Annotated in this window: 9 protein-coding genes and 2 pseudogenes; 4 read left to right on the forward strand and 7 right to left on the reverse strand. The window is 61.8% G+C overall.

The features are described from left to right. The first annotated feature begins 410 nt into the window (after positions 1–410). Positions 411–1,874, forward strand: coding sequence for a type ISP restriction/modification enzyme (locus YO9_RS17360; protein WP_223286229.1), 1,464 nt, complete (start codon positions 411–413; stop codon positions 1,872–1,874). A gap of 264 nt (positions 1,875–2,138) precedes the next feature. After that, positions 2,139–3,020: an Abi family protein gene (locus YO9_RS0106825; protein ID WP_223286230.1), complete on the forward strand. Its 882-nt coding sequence runs from the start codon at positions 2,139–2,141 to the stop codon at positions 3,018–3,020. A gap of 96 nt (positions 3,021–3,116) precedes the next feature. Here YO9_RS0106825 and pgm read toward each other — a convergent pair. From pgm to YO9_RS0106860, 6 genes and pseudogenes are all read right to left on the reverse strand, one after another. Beyond that, positions 3,117–4,749, reverse strand: a pseudogene (gene pgm, locus YO9_RS0106830) (phosphoglucomutase (alpha-D-glucose-1,6-bisphosphate-dependent)). Further along, positions 4,725–6,323 carry an amidase gene (locus YO9_RS0106835; protein ID WP_016996801.1) on the reverse strand — a complete coding sequence of 533 codons (1,599 nt, stop codon included), beginning with the start codon at positions 6,321–6,323 and terminating at the stop codon, positions 4,725–4,727. The pseudogene pgm and the gene YO9_RS0106835 overlap by 25 nt, the downstream one beginning before the upstream one ends. 329 nt (positions 6,324–6,652) lie before the next feature. Beyond that, positions 6,653–7,992, reverse strand: a pseudogene (locus YO9_RS0106840) (4-aminobutyrate--2-oxoglutarate transaminase). A 44-nt stretch (positions 7,993–8,036) separates the two neighbouring features. Further along, positions 8,037–9,512, reverse strand: a complete 1,476-nt coding sequence (locus tag YO9_RS0106845; RefSeq protein WP_016996804.1) for an NAD-dependent succinate-semialdehyde dehydrogenase — start codon at positions 9,510–9,512, stop codon at positions 8,037–8,039. A gap of 105 nt (positions 9,513–9,617) precedes the next feature. Continuing rightward, positions 9,618–11,045 carry an APC family permease gene (locus YO9_RS0106850; RefSeq protein WP_223286231.1) on the reverse strand — a complete coding sequence of 476 codons (1,428 nt, stop codon included), beginning with the start codon at positions 11,043–11,045 and terminating at the stop codon, positions 9,618–9,620. Positions 11,046–11,553: 508 nt separating this feature from the next. Next, positions 11,554–11,877: an ArsR/SmtB family transcription factor gene (locus tag YO9_RS0106860; protein ID WP_016996806.1), complete on the reverse strand. Its 324-nt coding sequence runs from the start codon at positions 11,875–11,877 to the stop codon at positions 11,554–11,556. A gap of 126 nt (positions 11,878–12,003) precedes the next feature. Here YO9_RS0106860 and YO9_RS0106865 point away from each other — a divergent pair, with 126 nt between their 5' ends. Next, positions 12,004–13,383 carry an NAD-dependent succinate-semialdehyde dehydrogenase gene (locus YO9_RS0106865; protein ID WP_016996807.1) on the forward strand — a complete coding sequence of 460 codons (1,380 nt, stop codon included), beginning with the start codon at positions 12,004–12,006 and terminating at the stop codon, positions 13,381–13,383. A 90-nt stretch (positions 13,384–13,473) separates the two neighbouring features. On the opposite strand, the gene YO9_RS0106870 is transcribed toward YO9_RS0106865, so the two are convergent. After that, entirely contained in the window at positions 13,474–14,595 is a 1,122-nt protein-coding gene (locus YO9_RS0106870) for an MFS transporter (protein WP_016996808.1), read from the reverse strand. A gap of 443 nt (positions 14,596–15,038) precedes the next feature. Here YO9_RS0106870 and YO9_RS0106875 point away from each other — a divergent pair, with 443 nt between their 5' ends. After that, a complete protein-coding gene (locus YO9_RS0106875; protein ID WP_016996809.1) occupies positions 15,039–16,079 on the forward strand; it encodes an Lrp/AsnC family transcriptional regulator in 1,041 nt (346 codons plus the stop codon). The last annotated feature ends 79 nt before the right edge of the window (positions 16,080–16,158 follow it).

Below are 16,158 nucleotides of genomic sequence, written 5' to 3' on the forward strand. Positions count from 1 at the left end.
TAACCGTGCAGCAGTCCCATCCGCGTGATTGTGGGCAATCCGCCTTATTCGGTGGGACAGACCAGCGCGAATGACAACAACGCCAACCTGGCTATCCGACCCTTGATGGGCGCATCCGAGATACCTACGCCAAGCTCGGCAGTGGCCAGAACAAGAACAGCCTCTACGACTCCTACGTTCGGGCGATCCGGTGGGGCGCCGATCGTATCGGTGATCGCGGAATTCTTGCCTATGTCACCAACGGCGGATACATCGATGGCAATTCGGCAGATGGGATTCGGAAGTCTCTGGTGAGGGACTTCGATCATTTGTATGTGTTCAATACTCGGGGAAACGCGCGTGGCGCCGGCAATCTTCGTAAAAGGGAAGCGGGCAACGTTTTTGGTGGTGGGAGTCGCACAACAGTAGCCGTGCTGATCGCGCTCAAGGACCCCGCCCACACCGGTGAGTGCGAACTGCACTATCGGGACATCGGTGATTATCTCTCCCGCGAGCAGAAACTGAAGGTCATTGAATCGGCAACCCTGACCGGTAATGAGTGGCAAAATCTCGAACCAAATGACAAGGGTGAGTGGCTCAACCAATCCTCGGAGGATTTCCAGAATTTCGCGCCACTGGGGGACAAGAGTGGAAAAGATGCATTCTATCCCATATTTAGAACGTACAGTGCTGGATTGCAGTCAAATAGAGACTCCTGGGTTTATAACTACTCTCGTGAAGTATTAGTAGGCAATGTTGATCGAATGACGAAGACTTATAACGCAGTTACTGACGCCTATCAAGGCACGCCACGCCTAAAGAGGACGCAGCAGGACGTGGCTGACTGGCTCAAACAAGATTCGATGTGGACCGATCCCGCCGAGATTTCTTGGGCCCGTTCTCTCAGGCAATGGGCAGCGACAGGAAAATACCTCGCGCCTAGCTCAGACGCGTTGCGCAGTAGCATGTACCGCCCGTTTTCGAAGCAGCACCTTTATTTCGCCGGTGGTTATAACCATGAGCGTGCGCAGCTTCCACGGATGTTCCCGACCCCGCAGCACGAGAACTACGGGTTCTACTTAACCGGGGTGGGATCGCACTATGACTTCACGTTCATCGCGGTCGATGCAATCCCTGACTTGCATTTGCTGGACACGGGTCAGTTCTTCCCCCGCTACACCTACGAACCGGTCGGGAACATGAGCCACGGGGAACTGGACCTGGGTCTGGAAAGTGGCGGGAGCGACGTCGTCGTGGAGGGGTATCGGCGGATCGACAACGTGAGCGACGATGCGCTGGCACGCTACTCGGAGGCGTTCGGGGAGGGCGTGACCAAGGACGACATCTTTGTGAGCGTCTACGCGCAGTTGCATGACCCGCGCTATCGGGAGAAGTACGCGGCGGACCTGAAGCGGCAGTTGCCGCGGATTCCGTTGCCGGGGTCGGCGGAGGCGTTCGGTGCTTACGTAGATGCGGGGCGCAAGCTCATGGATCTGCACATCAAGTACGAGTCGGTCGAGCCGTATCCGCTGAGCGAGTCCCACAGCACCGGCAACGAATCGGACCCTGGATATTATCGAGTGACCAAGCTGCGCTGGGGCGGAACCGGCAAGTCGAAGGACCGGTCAAGCATTGTCTACAACGGCAACGTCACGCTGAGCGGCATCCCGGACGAGGCGCACGAGTACATGCTGGGTTCGCGCTCCGCGCTGGAGTGGATCATGGACCGGTACCAGGTCAAGACGGACAAAGCCTCGGGAATCGTGAACGACCCCAACGACTGGGCTGCAGAGCATGAGGACCCGCGCTACATCGTGGATCTGATCAAACGCGTAACCACGGTGAGCGTGGAGACTGCGCGTATTGTCTGGACACTACAGACCGTGCTGATCTGATCAGACAGTCGCTTTGGCATGCCGACCATGGTGGGGTCACTGGGGTGAATATTTACTCGTAAACCAGGAGATTCGAAGCGCAAGTGCTAGACTACCTCTAACAGTTCAGCCCGCCCGGATTCGTCCGGAGTGGGCTGGATCTCTATTAAGCACACGTTCGAGGACCAGCATGGCGAACCAGGTCAAGCCTTTTATGACCCTGCAGGAGCAAGAGCAACAGCTGCGGGGCCGAGGTCTCAGAATGGACAGCCTCTCCGCACAACAGTGCTCTCACACGTTGGCTACTACCGGTTATCCGGCTACTGGTATCCATACCGAATCCAGCGCGGAGAAAAACCAACCTCACGAGGCGATGAGTTTCAGGCGGGCGCCTCACTGGAAGAAGTCACTGCGCTTTACGAGTTCGATCGAAAGCTCAGAACCCTGGTTCATGATGGACTGGAGCGAGTCGAGGTCGCCCTGCGGTCTCACATCAGTGACGTCTTGGGTTCCCACGGCCCCCTTGCCCATGAGTTACCGTCGAATTTTAGGCCGCAGTTCAATCATCGCGACTGGATTCAAATTACCAAGTCCAGAATCTCGCGATCCGTCAGACACAATACTGCGATTAGACATCACCTGAACACATACAGTGGCATACCTATTTGGGTGCTCATGGAAGTGCTCGACTTTTCGGATGTCTCCAAGCTGTTCGACGGCATGGTGGCTCGTGAACAACAAGTGGTGGCGGAGGGGCTCGGATTCCGGGCCGACCTGGAGAAACTCAGTAAGAATCAGAGACACAAAGCTTTCAAGCGGCACCCTCTCGCGGCGTGGTTGGAGCAGATCACAGTGATCCGTAATGCCTGCGCCCACCATGCAAGACTCTGGAACACGACTTTCATACCCGTTGGCACCGCGGCTGCAAGAACTGTGCCAGGGTTAGGGTCTTTGCCGCAGGGCCAAAGCGAAAGACTGTACGGATCACTGCTCATGATGGGGTTGATTTTGCGGACAGTCTCACCTGGAACGGGGTGGCCCCTGAAAGTACGTGACCTAGTGGATCACTCGTTTGAAGGACTCACATTCAGGACCACATCGGAGATGGGTTTCCCGAAGGACTGGCAGCAGGAATCCATGTGGCAGCGGGTCCTTCTGGAGAGCTGACGATCGAGCGTGACCACCCAAAGGGCAGAGGTTGGCACCGAAACCCCTGGTCTTGGCGTCAACCTCTGCCCGAAATGTGGGTGAGAGCGGAAACCCCTACCCAATCACCGAATCCACCAGCGCCTTGGCCTCTTCCTGCACCTGCTTCAGGTGTTCAGCACCCTTGAATGACTCGGCGTAGATCTTGTAGACATCCTCGGTGCCGGACGGACGGGCGGCGAACCACGCGTTCTCCGTGACGACCTTCAAACCGCCGATTGCAGCGCCGTTGCCGGGAGCTTCCGTCAGCTTTGCGGTGATCGGTTCACCGGCCAGGGTGTCCGTGGTGACCTGCTCTGCGGAGAGCTTTCTCAGCGCTGCCTTCTGCTCACGGTTGGCCGGAGCATCGATGCGCTCGTACACCGGATCGCCGAACTCCTCGGTCAACTCCTTGTAACGCTGCGACGGTGTCTTGCCGGTGCGGGCGGTGATCTCCGCGGCCAACAGGGCCAAGATGATGCCGTCCTTGTCGGTCGTCCAGGTGGAACCGTCCATGCGCAGGAACGATGCACCCGCGGACTCCTCACCACCGAAACCGATGGAACCGTCAATCAGACCCGGCACGAACCACTTGAAGCCCACGGGGACCTCATCCAGACGGCGCCCAAGAGAAGATGCCACCCGGTCGATGATCGACGAAGACACCAGCGTCTTGCCCACACCGGCGTCGGAAGACCACCCCGAACGGTTGCGGTACAGGTAATCAATGGCCACGGCCAGGTAGTGGTTCGGGTTCATGAGCCCGGCATCCGGGGTCACGATGCCGTGCCGGTCCGTGTCCGCGTCGTTGCCGGTCGCGATGTCGTACTTGTCGCGGTTACCGATCAGCGATGCCATGGCATTGGGGGAGGAGCAGTCCATGCGGATCTTCTCGTCCCAGTCCAGCGTCATGAACGCCCATTGCGGGTCCACCTCGGGGTTGACCACGGTGAGGTTCAGTCCGAATCGCTTGCTGATCTCTTCCCAGTACGCCACGGACGCAGAGCCCATGGGGTCCGCGCCAATGTGCAGACCGGATTCCGCAATGACGTCCAGATCGATGATCGAGGCAGATCCGAGACATAGGAGTCCAGGAAATCGAAGGTGCCGGTGGTCGCTGCGGCGCGAGCGGCGTCGTTCGAGACGCGCTTCACGCCGTCGAGCCCGGCCTCCATGAGCTCGTTGGCGCGCGCGGCAATCCACTCGGTCGCGTCAGAATCTGCGGGGCCGCCGTGCGGAGGGTTGTACTTGAAGCCGCCGTCGGCCGGCGGGTTGTGGGACGGCGTGATGACAAGGCCGTCTGCCTGCTCGGCCGCGCCGGACGCGTTGTACTTGATGATCGCGTGGGACAGCGCAGGGGTGGGCGTGAAGCCTCACGCGAATCCAGCAGCACGTTCACACCGTTGGCCGCGAGCACCTCGAGCGCGGTATCCTGCGCGGGTCCGGACAGCGCGTGCGTGTCCTTGCCCATGAACAACGGGCCGGTAATGCCCTGCCCCGCGCGATACTCCACGATTGCCTGTGTAATGGCCGCAATATGCGTGTCGTTGAACGAAGTCTTGAGCGAGGATCCACGGTGCCCGGACGTACCGAACGCCACTCGCTGATCGGGATCACCGGCGTCAGGCACGCGATCGAAATACGCCGCGATCAGCTCGTCGATGTTCACAAGGTCACTGGGTTGGGCTACGGTGCCCGCACGGTTCGCCATACCCCAAACCTACTCGGGAAACCCGCGCTCGTCAGTGACGCGACGCAATGTTCCGTTCGATTGCACTCACGCGGCCCGCGGTCCGTGGGCGGGTTCAGCTGCGCGGCCAGGGAGAGCAGCCACGCCTCCGACGACGCCGCTCCCACCAGTTGCACACCCATCGGCACCTTGCCGGGGTAGTCACCGGATTCCGGCTGTGTCCACACGGTGGGAACAGTGATGGCCGGTAGCCCCACCACGTTGATGAACGAGGTGTAGGGGGTGTACTGGCACTGCCGCTCGTAGTCGCGTTCTGCGCTGCGAGGATCGGCCATGTCGTAGCCCTCGAAGTACCAATCAATGGGCCGCGGCGGCATGGCCAGGGCGGGCGTGAGAATCATGTCGTACTGGGCATATTGAGCGATAGTGTCGGCCTCGAACACGCGAATCGCGCTCACGGCGTCCGCCAACTCCACGGCAGAGCGGTTCAACGCGGCTTCTCGAAAGTGCCGCGCCAGGCCGGTCAGTTGCAACTCTTGCCCGTCGGCCAAGGGGATCTGACCCACGGCGGTCGTCCACAATTTGAAGAAGTTCTCCGCATAACCGGGCAGGTAGTTGATCTGCGCTTCCTCGACCTCGTGCCCCAGCGCCTGCAACTGGCGGACGCCCTCGGACAGAGCGAGCTCTGCTTCGGGGGAGACCGAGATGTCGTAGGTGCCCTCGAACGGGGATGCCGTACTCACGCCGATCCGTAACGGACGATCTCCCCATGGAGCATCCCCGGCCAGCGCGCGGCTCACCACGGATGTGAACGACCGTTCCGGCACTGCTTTCACGGGCCGATTGATGGCGGTGTGTCCCGGGGTGGAGGACAGCACATCCATGAGTAGGGCGGCGTCCAAGGCGGTGCGCGTGATGGGGCCGTTGACGCCCAACTGCCCCACGTTGTTCAGTGCATCGCTGCTCAGGACCCGCCCACGGTTCGGTTTGAGCCCGATCAATCCACACGCCGCGGCAGGAATTCGCACCGAACCGCCGCCGTCCGAACCGATCGCCCCCGCCAGCATCCCGGAGGCCACAGCCGCCGCCTGGCCACCAGAGGAGCCTCCGGGGCTGTGTTCCGGCGAGTGGGGATTGCGCGCCGGCGGAAATATTCTGTTCTCGGAATAACAATTGAGCAGGAACTCCGGGACTTGTGTCTTGCCCACCATCACGGCGCCGGCTGCCTCAAGGGTTTGCGCGAGAGGGTCAGAGTCGGCAGCGATCGGGAACTCACCGTCCTCGTCCTGGTTGATCAGGGTTCCGAAGGTCGTGGGCATCCCCGCGACCTCGTGGCCGTCCTTCAGTGCCGTGGGTACACCCAGAAGCGCTGGCAATTCTGCTTGAGCGGACGGGTCCGACGCCGCCTCGGCCAGTTGTTCGTCCGCCTCCCGGGCCCACTTCATGGCAACTTCACGATCCACGTGAATGAACGCGCCCAGGGTGTCATTGAGCTCTTCGATGCGGTCGAGCGAGGACTTCACGGTGTCCTCGCTGGTGACCTGACCGTTGCGCAGTGCCAGAACAGTCTCGGTGAGTGACGGATAGTGCTCCACGATGGTCCTCCGGGCTCGGAATGAAGTGGTATACGGCGGGTTAGTCCCACCATCCCACATCGACCGTGAGGGTTTAAGGTTCCCTATCCCGCATTCTCGGCCGAAAACAAGGCATAGGGAACCCTATTCCACGGAAGTGACACCGGAAGACGAAGACCATGGAGCCGCAACCGCGGAAGGTGGCGGGGCGGCGTCGTCGTCGTCCGTAGTGGCGTCAAGGCTGGCCAGGAACGCAGGAACGCAAAAACGCAGGAACGCAGAAATGCGAACGGGCGGCCACCGGAAAACCGGTGACCGCCCGTCGAAAAGCGCTACGTGATCAGTTCAGATCAGGCGCCAGCCTCTTCAATGGCCTTGACGAACACGCGCAGGCCGTCGCGCAGCAGGTCGAAGTCGATGACCAGCGGCGGCAGCAGACGCACGTTGTTGCCGAAGGTGCCACAGGTCAGGATGACAACACCCTGTTCCATGCACTTGGCGGCAATCTGCTTGGCAGCATCAGCGTTGGGCTTCTTGGAACCTGGCTCCACGAACTCGAGCGCCATCATGGCGCCGCGACCGCGCAGCTCGCCCACGATGGGGGAGGACTCGGCCAGGTCGCCCAGCTCTTCCTTGATGATCTTCTCGATCTCCAAGCGCGCTCGTTGAGGCCCCACTCTTCGATGGTCTCAATGGCGCCCAGGCTGCGGCACACGCGACGGGGTTACCGCCGTAGGTGCCACCCAGGCGCCGCCGTGCACGGAGTTCATGATCTCCGCACGGCCCACCACGCCGGACAGCGGCATACCGCCGGCGATGCCCTTGGCGAAGGTCACCAGGTCGGGCTCGATGCCTCCCACTCGGAGGAGAACCACGTGCCGGTGCGAGCGATGCCTGCCTGGACCTCGTCAGCCACGAACACAGCGCCGTTGTCCTGGCACCACTTGGTCAGCGTGGGCAGGAAGCCCTCGGCGGGGACGATGAAGCCACCCTCGCCCTGAATGGGCTCGATGACCACTGCGGCAACGTTCTCCGCACCGACCTGCTTTTCGATTAGGAGCAGCGCGCGCTCGGCGGCTTCCTGACCGGTCATGCCGTCAGCATCACGGAACGGGTAGGACATGGGAACGCGGTACACGTCAGAAGCGAACGGACCGAAACCCTGCTTGTAGGGCATGACCTTGGAGGTCATGGCCAGCGTCAGGTTGGTGCGGCCGTGGTACGCGTGATCGAAGACGACCACTGCGCTGCGCTTGGTGTAGGTGCGAGCGATCTTGACCGCGTTCTCCACTGCCTCGGAACCCGAGTTGAACAGGGCCGCACGCTTGTCGAAGGAACCCGGGGTCAGCTCGGCGATCTTCTCGCCAACCGCCACGTAGCCCTCGTACGGGGTGACCATGAAGCACGTGTGGGTGAACTTCTCCACGGCTTCCTTGACCTTCTCCACGACCTTGGGAGCGGATGCGCCCACGGAGGTCACGGCGATGCCGGAGCCCAGGTCGATCAGCTGGTTGCCGTCGGCATCCAGGATCACGCCGCCGTCCAGCTTGTCCGCGTACACGGGGACGGAGGACGCCACACCGGAAGCGACCGCGTTACTGCGGCGCTCTGCCAGCTCAACGGACTTGGGGCCCGGGATGCTGGTCTTCAGGTCACGCTTCTGCTCAAGCGTGTATTCGATTTCAGCCATAGTTGTCTGATTGTCCTTTCGAGGGGTGAAAAATTAGGTGTGGATCAGGCCCACGGGGAGGGCAGGCCCATGTACTGAGTGGTGGTGTACTCGGCAATGCCCTCGGCGCCGCCCTCACGGCCCAGACCGGACTCCTTGACGCCACCGAACGGAGCGGCGGCGTTCGAGATCACGCCGACGTTCATGCCCAACAGGCCATACTCGATGCGGTCGCCGATGCGCAGCGCACGCGAGATGTCATTGGTGTACACGTAGGAGGCCAAGCCGTACTCGGTGGAGTTGGCCAGACGCACAGCGTCGTCCTCGTCCTTGAAGGTGATGACCGGAGCCACGGGGCCGAAGATCTCTTCCGTGAACACGCGGCAGTCCTCGGTCACACCGGTGATCAGGGTCGGCTCGAAGAAGTAGCCGTTGCCGTCCACAGCCTTGCCGCCCACGCTGATGGTCGCGCCCTTTTCCTTGGCGTCTTCCACAAGCTCGACGACGCCGTCGCGCGCCTTCTTCTCGACGAGCGGGCCCACATCGGTGCCCTCGTCCATACCGTTACCGGTCTTGAGCGCGCCGAGCTTCTCACCGAACTTCTTGGAGAACTCCTCAGCCACGGACTCGTGCACCAGGAAGCGGTTGGCCGCGGTGCAGGCCTCGCCCATGTTGCGCATCTTGGCGGCCATGGCACCCTCGACAGCCTTGTCCAGGTCTGCGTCCTCGAACACGATGAACGGGCCGTTGCCACCCAGTTCCATGGAGGTACGCAGCACGCGGTCCGCAGCGGTCTTCATGAGCTGCTTGCCCACGGGGGTGGAACCGGTGAAGGAGACCTTGCGCAGGCGCGGGTCGTCCATGATGGGGCCGGAAACCTTGGAGGCGGAGGCCGAGCACACTACGTTGAGAACACCCGCGGGGATACCCGCCTCGATTATCAACTTGGCAAAGTACTGCGAGGTCAGCGGGGTGAGGCGCGCAGGCTTGAGGATCATGGTGCAGCCTGCGGCCACGGCGGGAGCAACCTTGCGGGTTGCCATGGCCAGTGGGAAGTTCCACGGGGTGATCAACAGGCACGGGCCAACCGGCTTGTGGGTCACAATCATCTTGAGGTTGCCCTCGGGGGTGTCCGCGTAGCGGCCGTAGTGGCGGGGTGCTTCCTCCGAGAACCAGCGCATGAACTGGTTGCCGTAGACAACTTCACCCTGCGATTCCTTGAGCGGCTTACCCATTTCCAGGGTCATCAGCGTCGCGAGCTCGTCGGTGTGTTCCTTCACCAGGTTGTACGCGCGCATCAGAATGTCCGAGCGTTCGCGGGTGGAGGTGCGTGCCCAGGACTCCTGAGCGTTCGCCGCGGCATCCATGGCAGCGCGGGAATCTTCTTCGGTGGCCGAGGCCAGAGTGGCCAGGACTTCACCGGTGGCGGGGTTCTCGACATCAAAGGTGCCGCCGTCGGAGGCATCGCGCCATTCTCCGTTGATCAGCAGACCCTTGGGAGTGGCTTCAAGAAGTGCAGAAATTTTCTCTTGGTTAGTCATATCGTGCCTCTCTCACAACTTCATCCTAGAAATTGTGCAGTTGAAGGTGCTTGGGCGCAATGCCCCTGATTCCATGTTATGCCCCGGCGCAAGTCCGAGCATCCCTCATTTCTTGCGGGCTTCCACGGCAGCCACCAGTCGGGGCTCCGCGTCTTCTCCCGGTTCAATGCCTCGGGGGATGCGCAGCAGGAAGATCAGTCCGAGCAGCCACCACAAACCGAAGATGACATAGGGGGCTACGCCAAGGCTGGCCGGCATGCCCGGGATGTACAGGATGGCCAATCCGGCACACAGGACGACCGACAGGATTCCGATGACAACTCCGCCATTCTTGCGGCCGCCGATTCGGTACGGGCGTTCCATCGAGGGTTCGCGCTTACGGAGGATCACGAACACCACGGAAACCAGCAGGTACGCAATCACAATGGAGGGTGAGCCTGAATCAACTAGCCAACCCAGCATTTCCTCGCCGAAGAACGGCGCGATGAAGGACAGTGCGCCCACAAAGAGCAGTGCGTTGATGGGTGTGCCGTACTTGGGGTGGATCTTGCCGAACCAGCGCGGCAGCATGCGGGAATTCCCCAGGGCCCAAAGCAACCGGGAAGCGCCCATGAGCAGGGAGTTCCAGGATGTCAGAATGCCGGCCAGACCGCCGGCGAGAAGCAGGTTGGCCATGGCCTGGGAGTTGAACACGGCTCCCACCGCGTCCGCCACGGCGATGTCGGCCACGGCCAACTCGGCTACCGGCAGCGAAGCCGATGTGGTGAGAATCACCATTCCGTACCAAACGGTGGCCAGCAGGACGGCGATCACGATGGTTCCGCCGAGCTTCTTGGGCGAGAGGTTCATCTCCTCGGAGACCTGAGGGATTACATCGAAACCGACGAACAGGAACGGCACCACCACGAGCACGGTGAAGAATCCAGCCATCCCGTTGGAGAAGAAGGGTTCCATGTTCTGTTCCGACCCGCCGCTGAAGGCCCCGAAGATCATGAACAGGCCCACAATGGCCAGGAACAGAATCACGAAAATCTGCACGGTTGAAGCCTGCTTCACCCCTCGGATGTTGATCCAGGTGATGATCACTGCGGAGAGCGAGCCGACCAGCGCCCACGTGAGATTCACTTCGAAGCCGGCAATGGTCCACAGAGGAATTTGGCTCAACCCCGGGAAAATGTACTGCACGGTTCGCGGTACGGCCACGGCCTCGAACGCCACGATGGTGATGTAGCCGACCGTAATGCCCCACGAGCCGATAAATGCCCAGCGCGCACCCATGCCGCGCAGCAAGTAGTTGTGCTCACCGCCCGCTGCGGGCATGGCGGCCACGAGCTCGCCGTAGACCAGACCCACAACCGTCATGATGATGCCACCGGCGAGCATGGCCAGCGCGGCGCCCATGGTTCCGGCGTCATCCAGCCAGCCGCCGGTGAGCACGACCCAGCCGAAGCCGATCATCGCGCCCACCCCGAGTGCAATGGCATCTATCCGGCCAAGGACTTTCTTGAATCCCCGTTGGTCTGTGTGAGTCATGGGCACGTCCTATCGAGCAAGTAATGCGAATTGATGTCCTTATTCTGTCGCTCGAAGGACTCAATTGGGCTTTTCGCCGCTCCATTGCGCGTTGCCCACCTTTGCAAGGTTGCTTCCCGCCGACGACGCCGCGCCCCAGGTTTCGTTGGATCCTCCCGGCGCACGTGGTGTTTCGTGGGAACCTCTTGGGATCGCCGCGAGGTTCCGGCGGAACCAGAAGTGTCATCTAAGGCGCCGGCGGCACCTCATGCGGGGTGGATACGCGTGGGGAACCCCACGCAATGTGCATGCGCGGGACTCGCCGTAGAAGGAGTGCATGACAGTGGGGACCCCGCCCTTAAGGGCAAGGTCCCCGCTGTATTCGCTAGCGGGCGGTGCCCGCTAAAGCGAAGAGGCTAGATGGTCTTGCGATCAGGCGGCGTGGTTGCACTTCTCGCACGTGCAGTTCTCACAGGTGCAGGTTTCGCACGTGCAGTTGGGGCCGCACTTCTCGCAGGCGCAGGTGGTCTCAGTGGTTGCAGCGCTCATTGTGGTGCTCCTTGGTGTGTTGATGGGCGTCCAGGAAGACGTGCGCTACGTGCTCGTCGATCAAGCGGTAGCGCGTGACTCGGCCGTCGCGGAAACCTTCCACGAGGTGGGCCTCTCGCAACACCTTGAGATGTTGCGAGACCAGGGGTTGGGACAGACCCAACTCCTGTGACAGCTCTCCGACGAACCGGGGCTCCACGGTGAGTCGCTCCACGATGGCGCAGCGAGCCGGGTTGGCCAGCGCGCCGAACAGACGAGCCACATCCAGATAGGGGGACAGCGGCCCCGTAGCCTCGGTTGTCATAAGACCATCCTTATATAAGGAATTTGCGATATCAAGCCCCGTGGGGCCCGATGCAACACAGAAGGAGGACTCTCGCCCTCGGTGAACGCTGTTCGCCAAACCCTGAGTGAGGCATAACCTAGGGGTATGGCTTACGCAACAGTTAATCCCGCCACAGGCGAAACCGTAAAAGAGTTCCCCACCGCAACGGATCAAGAGATCAAGGACGCAGTGAAGCGTTCCGGTGAGGCCTACAGGTCTTGGCGCAACACTCCCGTTTCGGAGCGCGCCCAGCTCATGCACAAGATGGCTGAGCTGTACCGCGAGCGCAAGGAAGAGCTCGCAAAGATCCTGACCGACGAGATGGGCAAGCCCAAGGCTCAGGCCATCGGCGAGGTCATGATCGTTGCGGGTATCTACGACTACTACGCGGACAACGCAGAAGGCTTCATGGAAGGCCGCACCCTGGAACCGTCCACGGGTGGCGAAGCTCGCGTGGTCCTGGATTCCACCGGTTCCCTGCTGGGCATCATGCCCTGGAACTTCCCGTACTACCAGGTGGCTCGTTTCGCAGCACCCAACGTGATGCTGGGTAACACCATCCTGCTGAAGCACGCCGGTAACGTTCCGCAGTCTGCCGTGGTGCAGGAGGAGCTCTTCCACGAGGCGGGCTTCCCCAAGGATGTTTACATCAACATCTTCGCTTCCAACGACCAGATCGCTGACATCGTGATCCCGGATCCGGCTGTGCAGGGTGTGTCCCTGACCGGTTCCGAGCGCGCAGGTGCCTCCGTGGCCGCCACCGCTGGTAAGAACCTCAAGAAGGTCGTTCTGGAGCTCGGCGGTTCCGACCCCTTCATCGTTCTGGACGACCAGAACGTGGAACGCACCGTGAAGAACGCCGTGATGGGTCGTATGTCCAACAACGGCCAGGCGTGCACCAACGCCAAGCGCTTCATCGTTCTGGAAGACGCCTACGAGTCCTTCGTGGACAAGTTCGCGCAGGCTGTCCAGGGCATCGAGCCCGGTGACCCCTCGGACGACAAGACCTTCCTGGGCCCGATCAGCACCGTGGGTGCTCGTGACGAGATCATGGAGCAGGTCCAGGACGCCATCGACAAGGGCGCGTCCGTGCTGGCCGGTGGTAAGAAGATCGAGCGCGACGGCGCATGGATGGAAGCTACCGTCCTTGCTGACGTGACCCCCGAGATGCGCGCCTACGCCGAGGAGATCTTCGGCCCGGTGGCCGTGGTCTACAAGGTCAAGGACGCTGACGAGGCCGTTGAGCTGGCCAACTCCTCGCCCTTCGGTCTGGGCGGTTCCGTGTTCGGCGCCGATGAGGCCGCCGCACTGGAGATCGCCAAGCGCGTGGACTCCGGCATGGTGTTCGTCAACGAGACCACCGGTACCGCTCCGGACCTGCCCTTCGGTGGCGTCAAGCGCTCCGGCGTGGGCCGCGAGCTGGGTCCCTTCGGTATCGAGGAGTTCGCCAACAAGAAGCTGCTGCACACCCCCGCCAAGAAGTAAGGCTGGGTTGACCGTTCTCGAACGGTAGACAGACCGAAACCGCCCCCGCACCTGAAAAGGTGCGGGGGCGGCGTCGTTGTGTCGAAAGCTTTAGTGGCGCAGGTCCTTGCCCTTGGTTTCGGGAAGGAAGAACGCGACCACCGAGGAGATCAGGAGCAGCAGGCACACGTACACCGAGAAGGCGCTCACGGAGTAGGTGGTGCTGATCCAGTTCTGCAGGTACGGGGCGGTGCCGCCGAAGATGGCCACGGCCACCGCGTACGGGAAGGCCACGCCCACGGTGCGCACGCTGGTGGGGAACAACTCGGCGAACACGGCGGGCGTGTTGGCCAGGGTGGCGCCCATGAAGATCAGGATGAGTGCGGTGGGGAAGAACAGGGAGATGAAGCTCTGACCCACCATGGCGTTCATGGGGAAGAACAGCAGCAGCGGAACCACGTTGCCGATGATCAGTGCGGGGCGGCGGCCGAAGCGGTCGGAGAACTTACCCCAGAACGGCAGCGAGATGATGAGCACCACGTTGGCCAAGAGGCTCGCATTGAGTGCGGTGGCCTGCGGCATGCCGTGAACCACCACGGCCTGCTGAACGGCGGACACGGACCACACGTAGTAGCACACGGTGCCGCCGATGGTCAGGCCGATCACGCGGAACGCGGACTTCCAGTTGCGGCGGAACTCGGGCCAGATGGAGGGGCGCTTGGTCTTGTTGGTCTTGAAGGTTTCGGACTCGTGCAGCTGCGAACGGCCGACCAGGGCCCACAGGCCACCCAGTGCACCGATGAAGAACGGAACGCGCCAGCCCCACTCGCCCATCTGCTCGGGGGAGAGGAACAGGTTCATGATGACGCCCATGAAGATACCCAGGCACGCGCCGATGGTTCCGGACACGTAGATCATGGAGGACCAGAGGCCGCGGCGCTCCGGGGGAGCCATCTCAGCCAGGTACGTCTGAGCGGTGGGCATTTCGCCACCGTAGGCCAGACCCTGGATCAGTCGGGCGACCAGCAGCATGACCGCGGCGAACACGCCGGCGGTCTCGAAGGTGGGCGTGAGGCCGATCATCAGCGCGCCCAGCGCGATGCCACCAACCGTGGTCAGCAGTACGGCCTTGCGGCCCACGCGGTCGGCCATCCAGCCGAAGAACAAGCCGCCGATGGGGCGGAAGATGAAGCCCACGGCAAAGATCGCCATGGCGCCCAGGATGGAGGCCACGGGGTCAGAGGGGTTGAAGATCTCGCGTGCGAAGTAAATGGAGAACGTCGCGTAGATGCTCCAGTCGTATCACTCCAGGCGTTGCCAATGCCCGTGTTGATGAGGGTTTTCCTGGAAGAGACGGCAATGCCGCCCGGATTGGTCTCCGAGTAAGGGGTGGCAGTTGAAGTAGCCATAACGTGCATCCTGAATCGGTGGAGCGATGCCTCGTGAGGGGCGCCGCGAAAGAAGTAGAAAGTGGCGGGTGCCACAGCTCGTATAGGCAATTGTGCACGATGCGTTCCAGATTACCAAGACTTGTGTAAGATTTTTTACAGTTCACGGGCACATGTCGCGATTTTGTTTCAAATTATTGCCCCAGCGTCTGAAACCACAGACCCAGGGTCATCACCCTGACTTTGTACAATCATGTATCGGCCACCACACACATCTAAGGGAGATCCATGGCAAGCAACGGCCAGTCCAAGACTGAGCTGTCCGACCAGGACTTGGAGCTCATCAGCCTGCTGCAGTGGGCACCCAGAATCACCTGGGGTGAAGCCGCCGAGATTCTGGACGCACACCCCACCACCCTGGCCGGACGCTGGGAGAAACTGCGCAGCTCCGGCGCAGCCTGGATCACGGCCCAGGTCAATCTCAACGATCCCCGCAATCTGTTGTCCTTCCAGGAGATCTCCTGCGACGCCCAGCAGTGGGACCACGTGGTCAAAGAGCTCGTGGCCATGCCGGAGGTGCTTTCGGTTGAGGCTTTCGGCCGAGAACCGGACCTCGGTCTCACCGTGGTCAGTCGGGATCTGCAGTCGCTCTCGCGCATCATCGAGGAGAAAATCTCCCGCGTTCAGGGCATCGTGAAGATCCACAACATGATCTCCACCAAGCTCCACCGTGCCGGTGACAAGTGGCGTCTGGACAGGCTCAGCGATGAGCAGCGGGCCGCCGCGCAGGCCTGGGTGAAGGCTGAGCAGGAGTCTCTGCCCGTGAGCAGCACGCCGCTGGGCGAGGATCAGCGTCCCGTGATCGAAGCGCTCATGCTCGACGGTCGCGCTAGCGCGGCGGAAATCGCTCGCACCACCGGCCTGCACCCGGCCACCGCCCGCCGGTATCTGCACAAGGTGCTCGCTTCTGGGATGTTGTCCATCCGGTGCGATTTGATCCAGCGGGTCTCCGCATCGCCCATCACGGCGCAGTGGTTCACGCGCCTGGACGCGAATCTGCACGAAACGGCGGCGGAAGCGCTCTCGCACGACCCTCGTACCCGCGTGGTCACGTCCATCACCGGGCGTGCGAACCTGATGGTCGTCATGTGGTTGGGCTCGGTGGGGGAGATCCTCGAGGCCGAACGGGCCATCCAGTCCGCGGTGTCCGGCATCGAGACCCAGGAGACGGTGGTGTCCCTGCGGCCCATCAAGCGCATGGGATGGGTCCTGGGCACGGAGGGTCACGTGGGTAAGAAGTTCGTTTCGCCCGAGCTGCACCTGAGCTAACCTTCTGCGGCCTGTCCCGTCTCCACGACGGGTTCGCCGACGACGCCGCCCCGGCACCTACCAAGGTGCCGGGGCGGCG

This window comes from Kocuria atrinae C3-8, assembly GCF_000286355.1.
Lineage (GTDB): Bacteria > Actinomycetota > Actinomycetes > Actinomycetales > Micrococcaceae > Kocuria > Kocuria atrinae_A.

Bases quoted from the DNA above. Each gene is read 5' to 3' on its own strand.
- YO9_RS0106850 (WP_223286231.1), bottom strand. From the start codon at position 11,045: ATGACTCACACAGACCAACGGGGATTCAAGAAAGTCCTTGGCCGGATA.
- YO9_RS0106860 (WP_016996806.1), bottom strand. From the start codon at position 11,877: ATGACAACCGAGGCTACGGGGCCGCTGTCCCCCTATCTGGATGTGGCT.
- YO9_RS0106865 (WP_016996807.1), top strand. From the start codon at position 12,004: ATGGCTTACGCAACAGTTAATCCCGCCACAGGCGAAACCGTAAAAGAG.
- YO9_RS0106875 (WP_016996809.1), top strand. From the start codon at position 15,039: ATGGCAAGCAACGGCCAGTCCAAGACTGAGCTGTCCGACCAGGACTTG.
- YO9_RS0106845 (WP_016996804.1), bottom strand. From the start codon at position 9,512: ATGACTAACCAAGAGAAAATTTCTGCACTTCTTGAAGCCACTCCCAAG.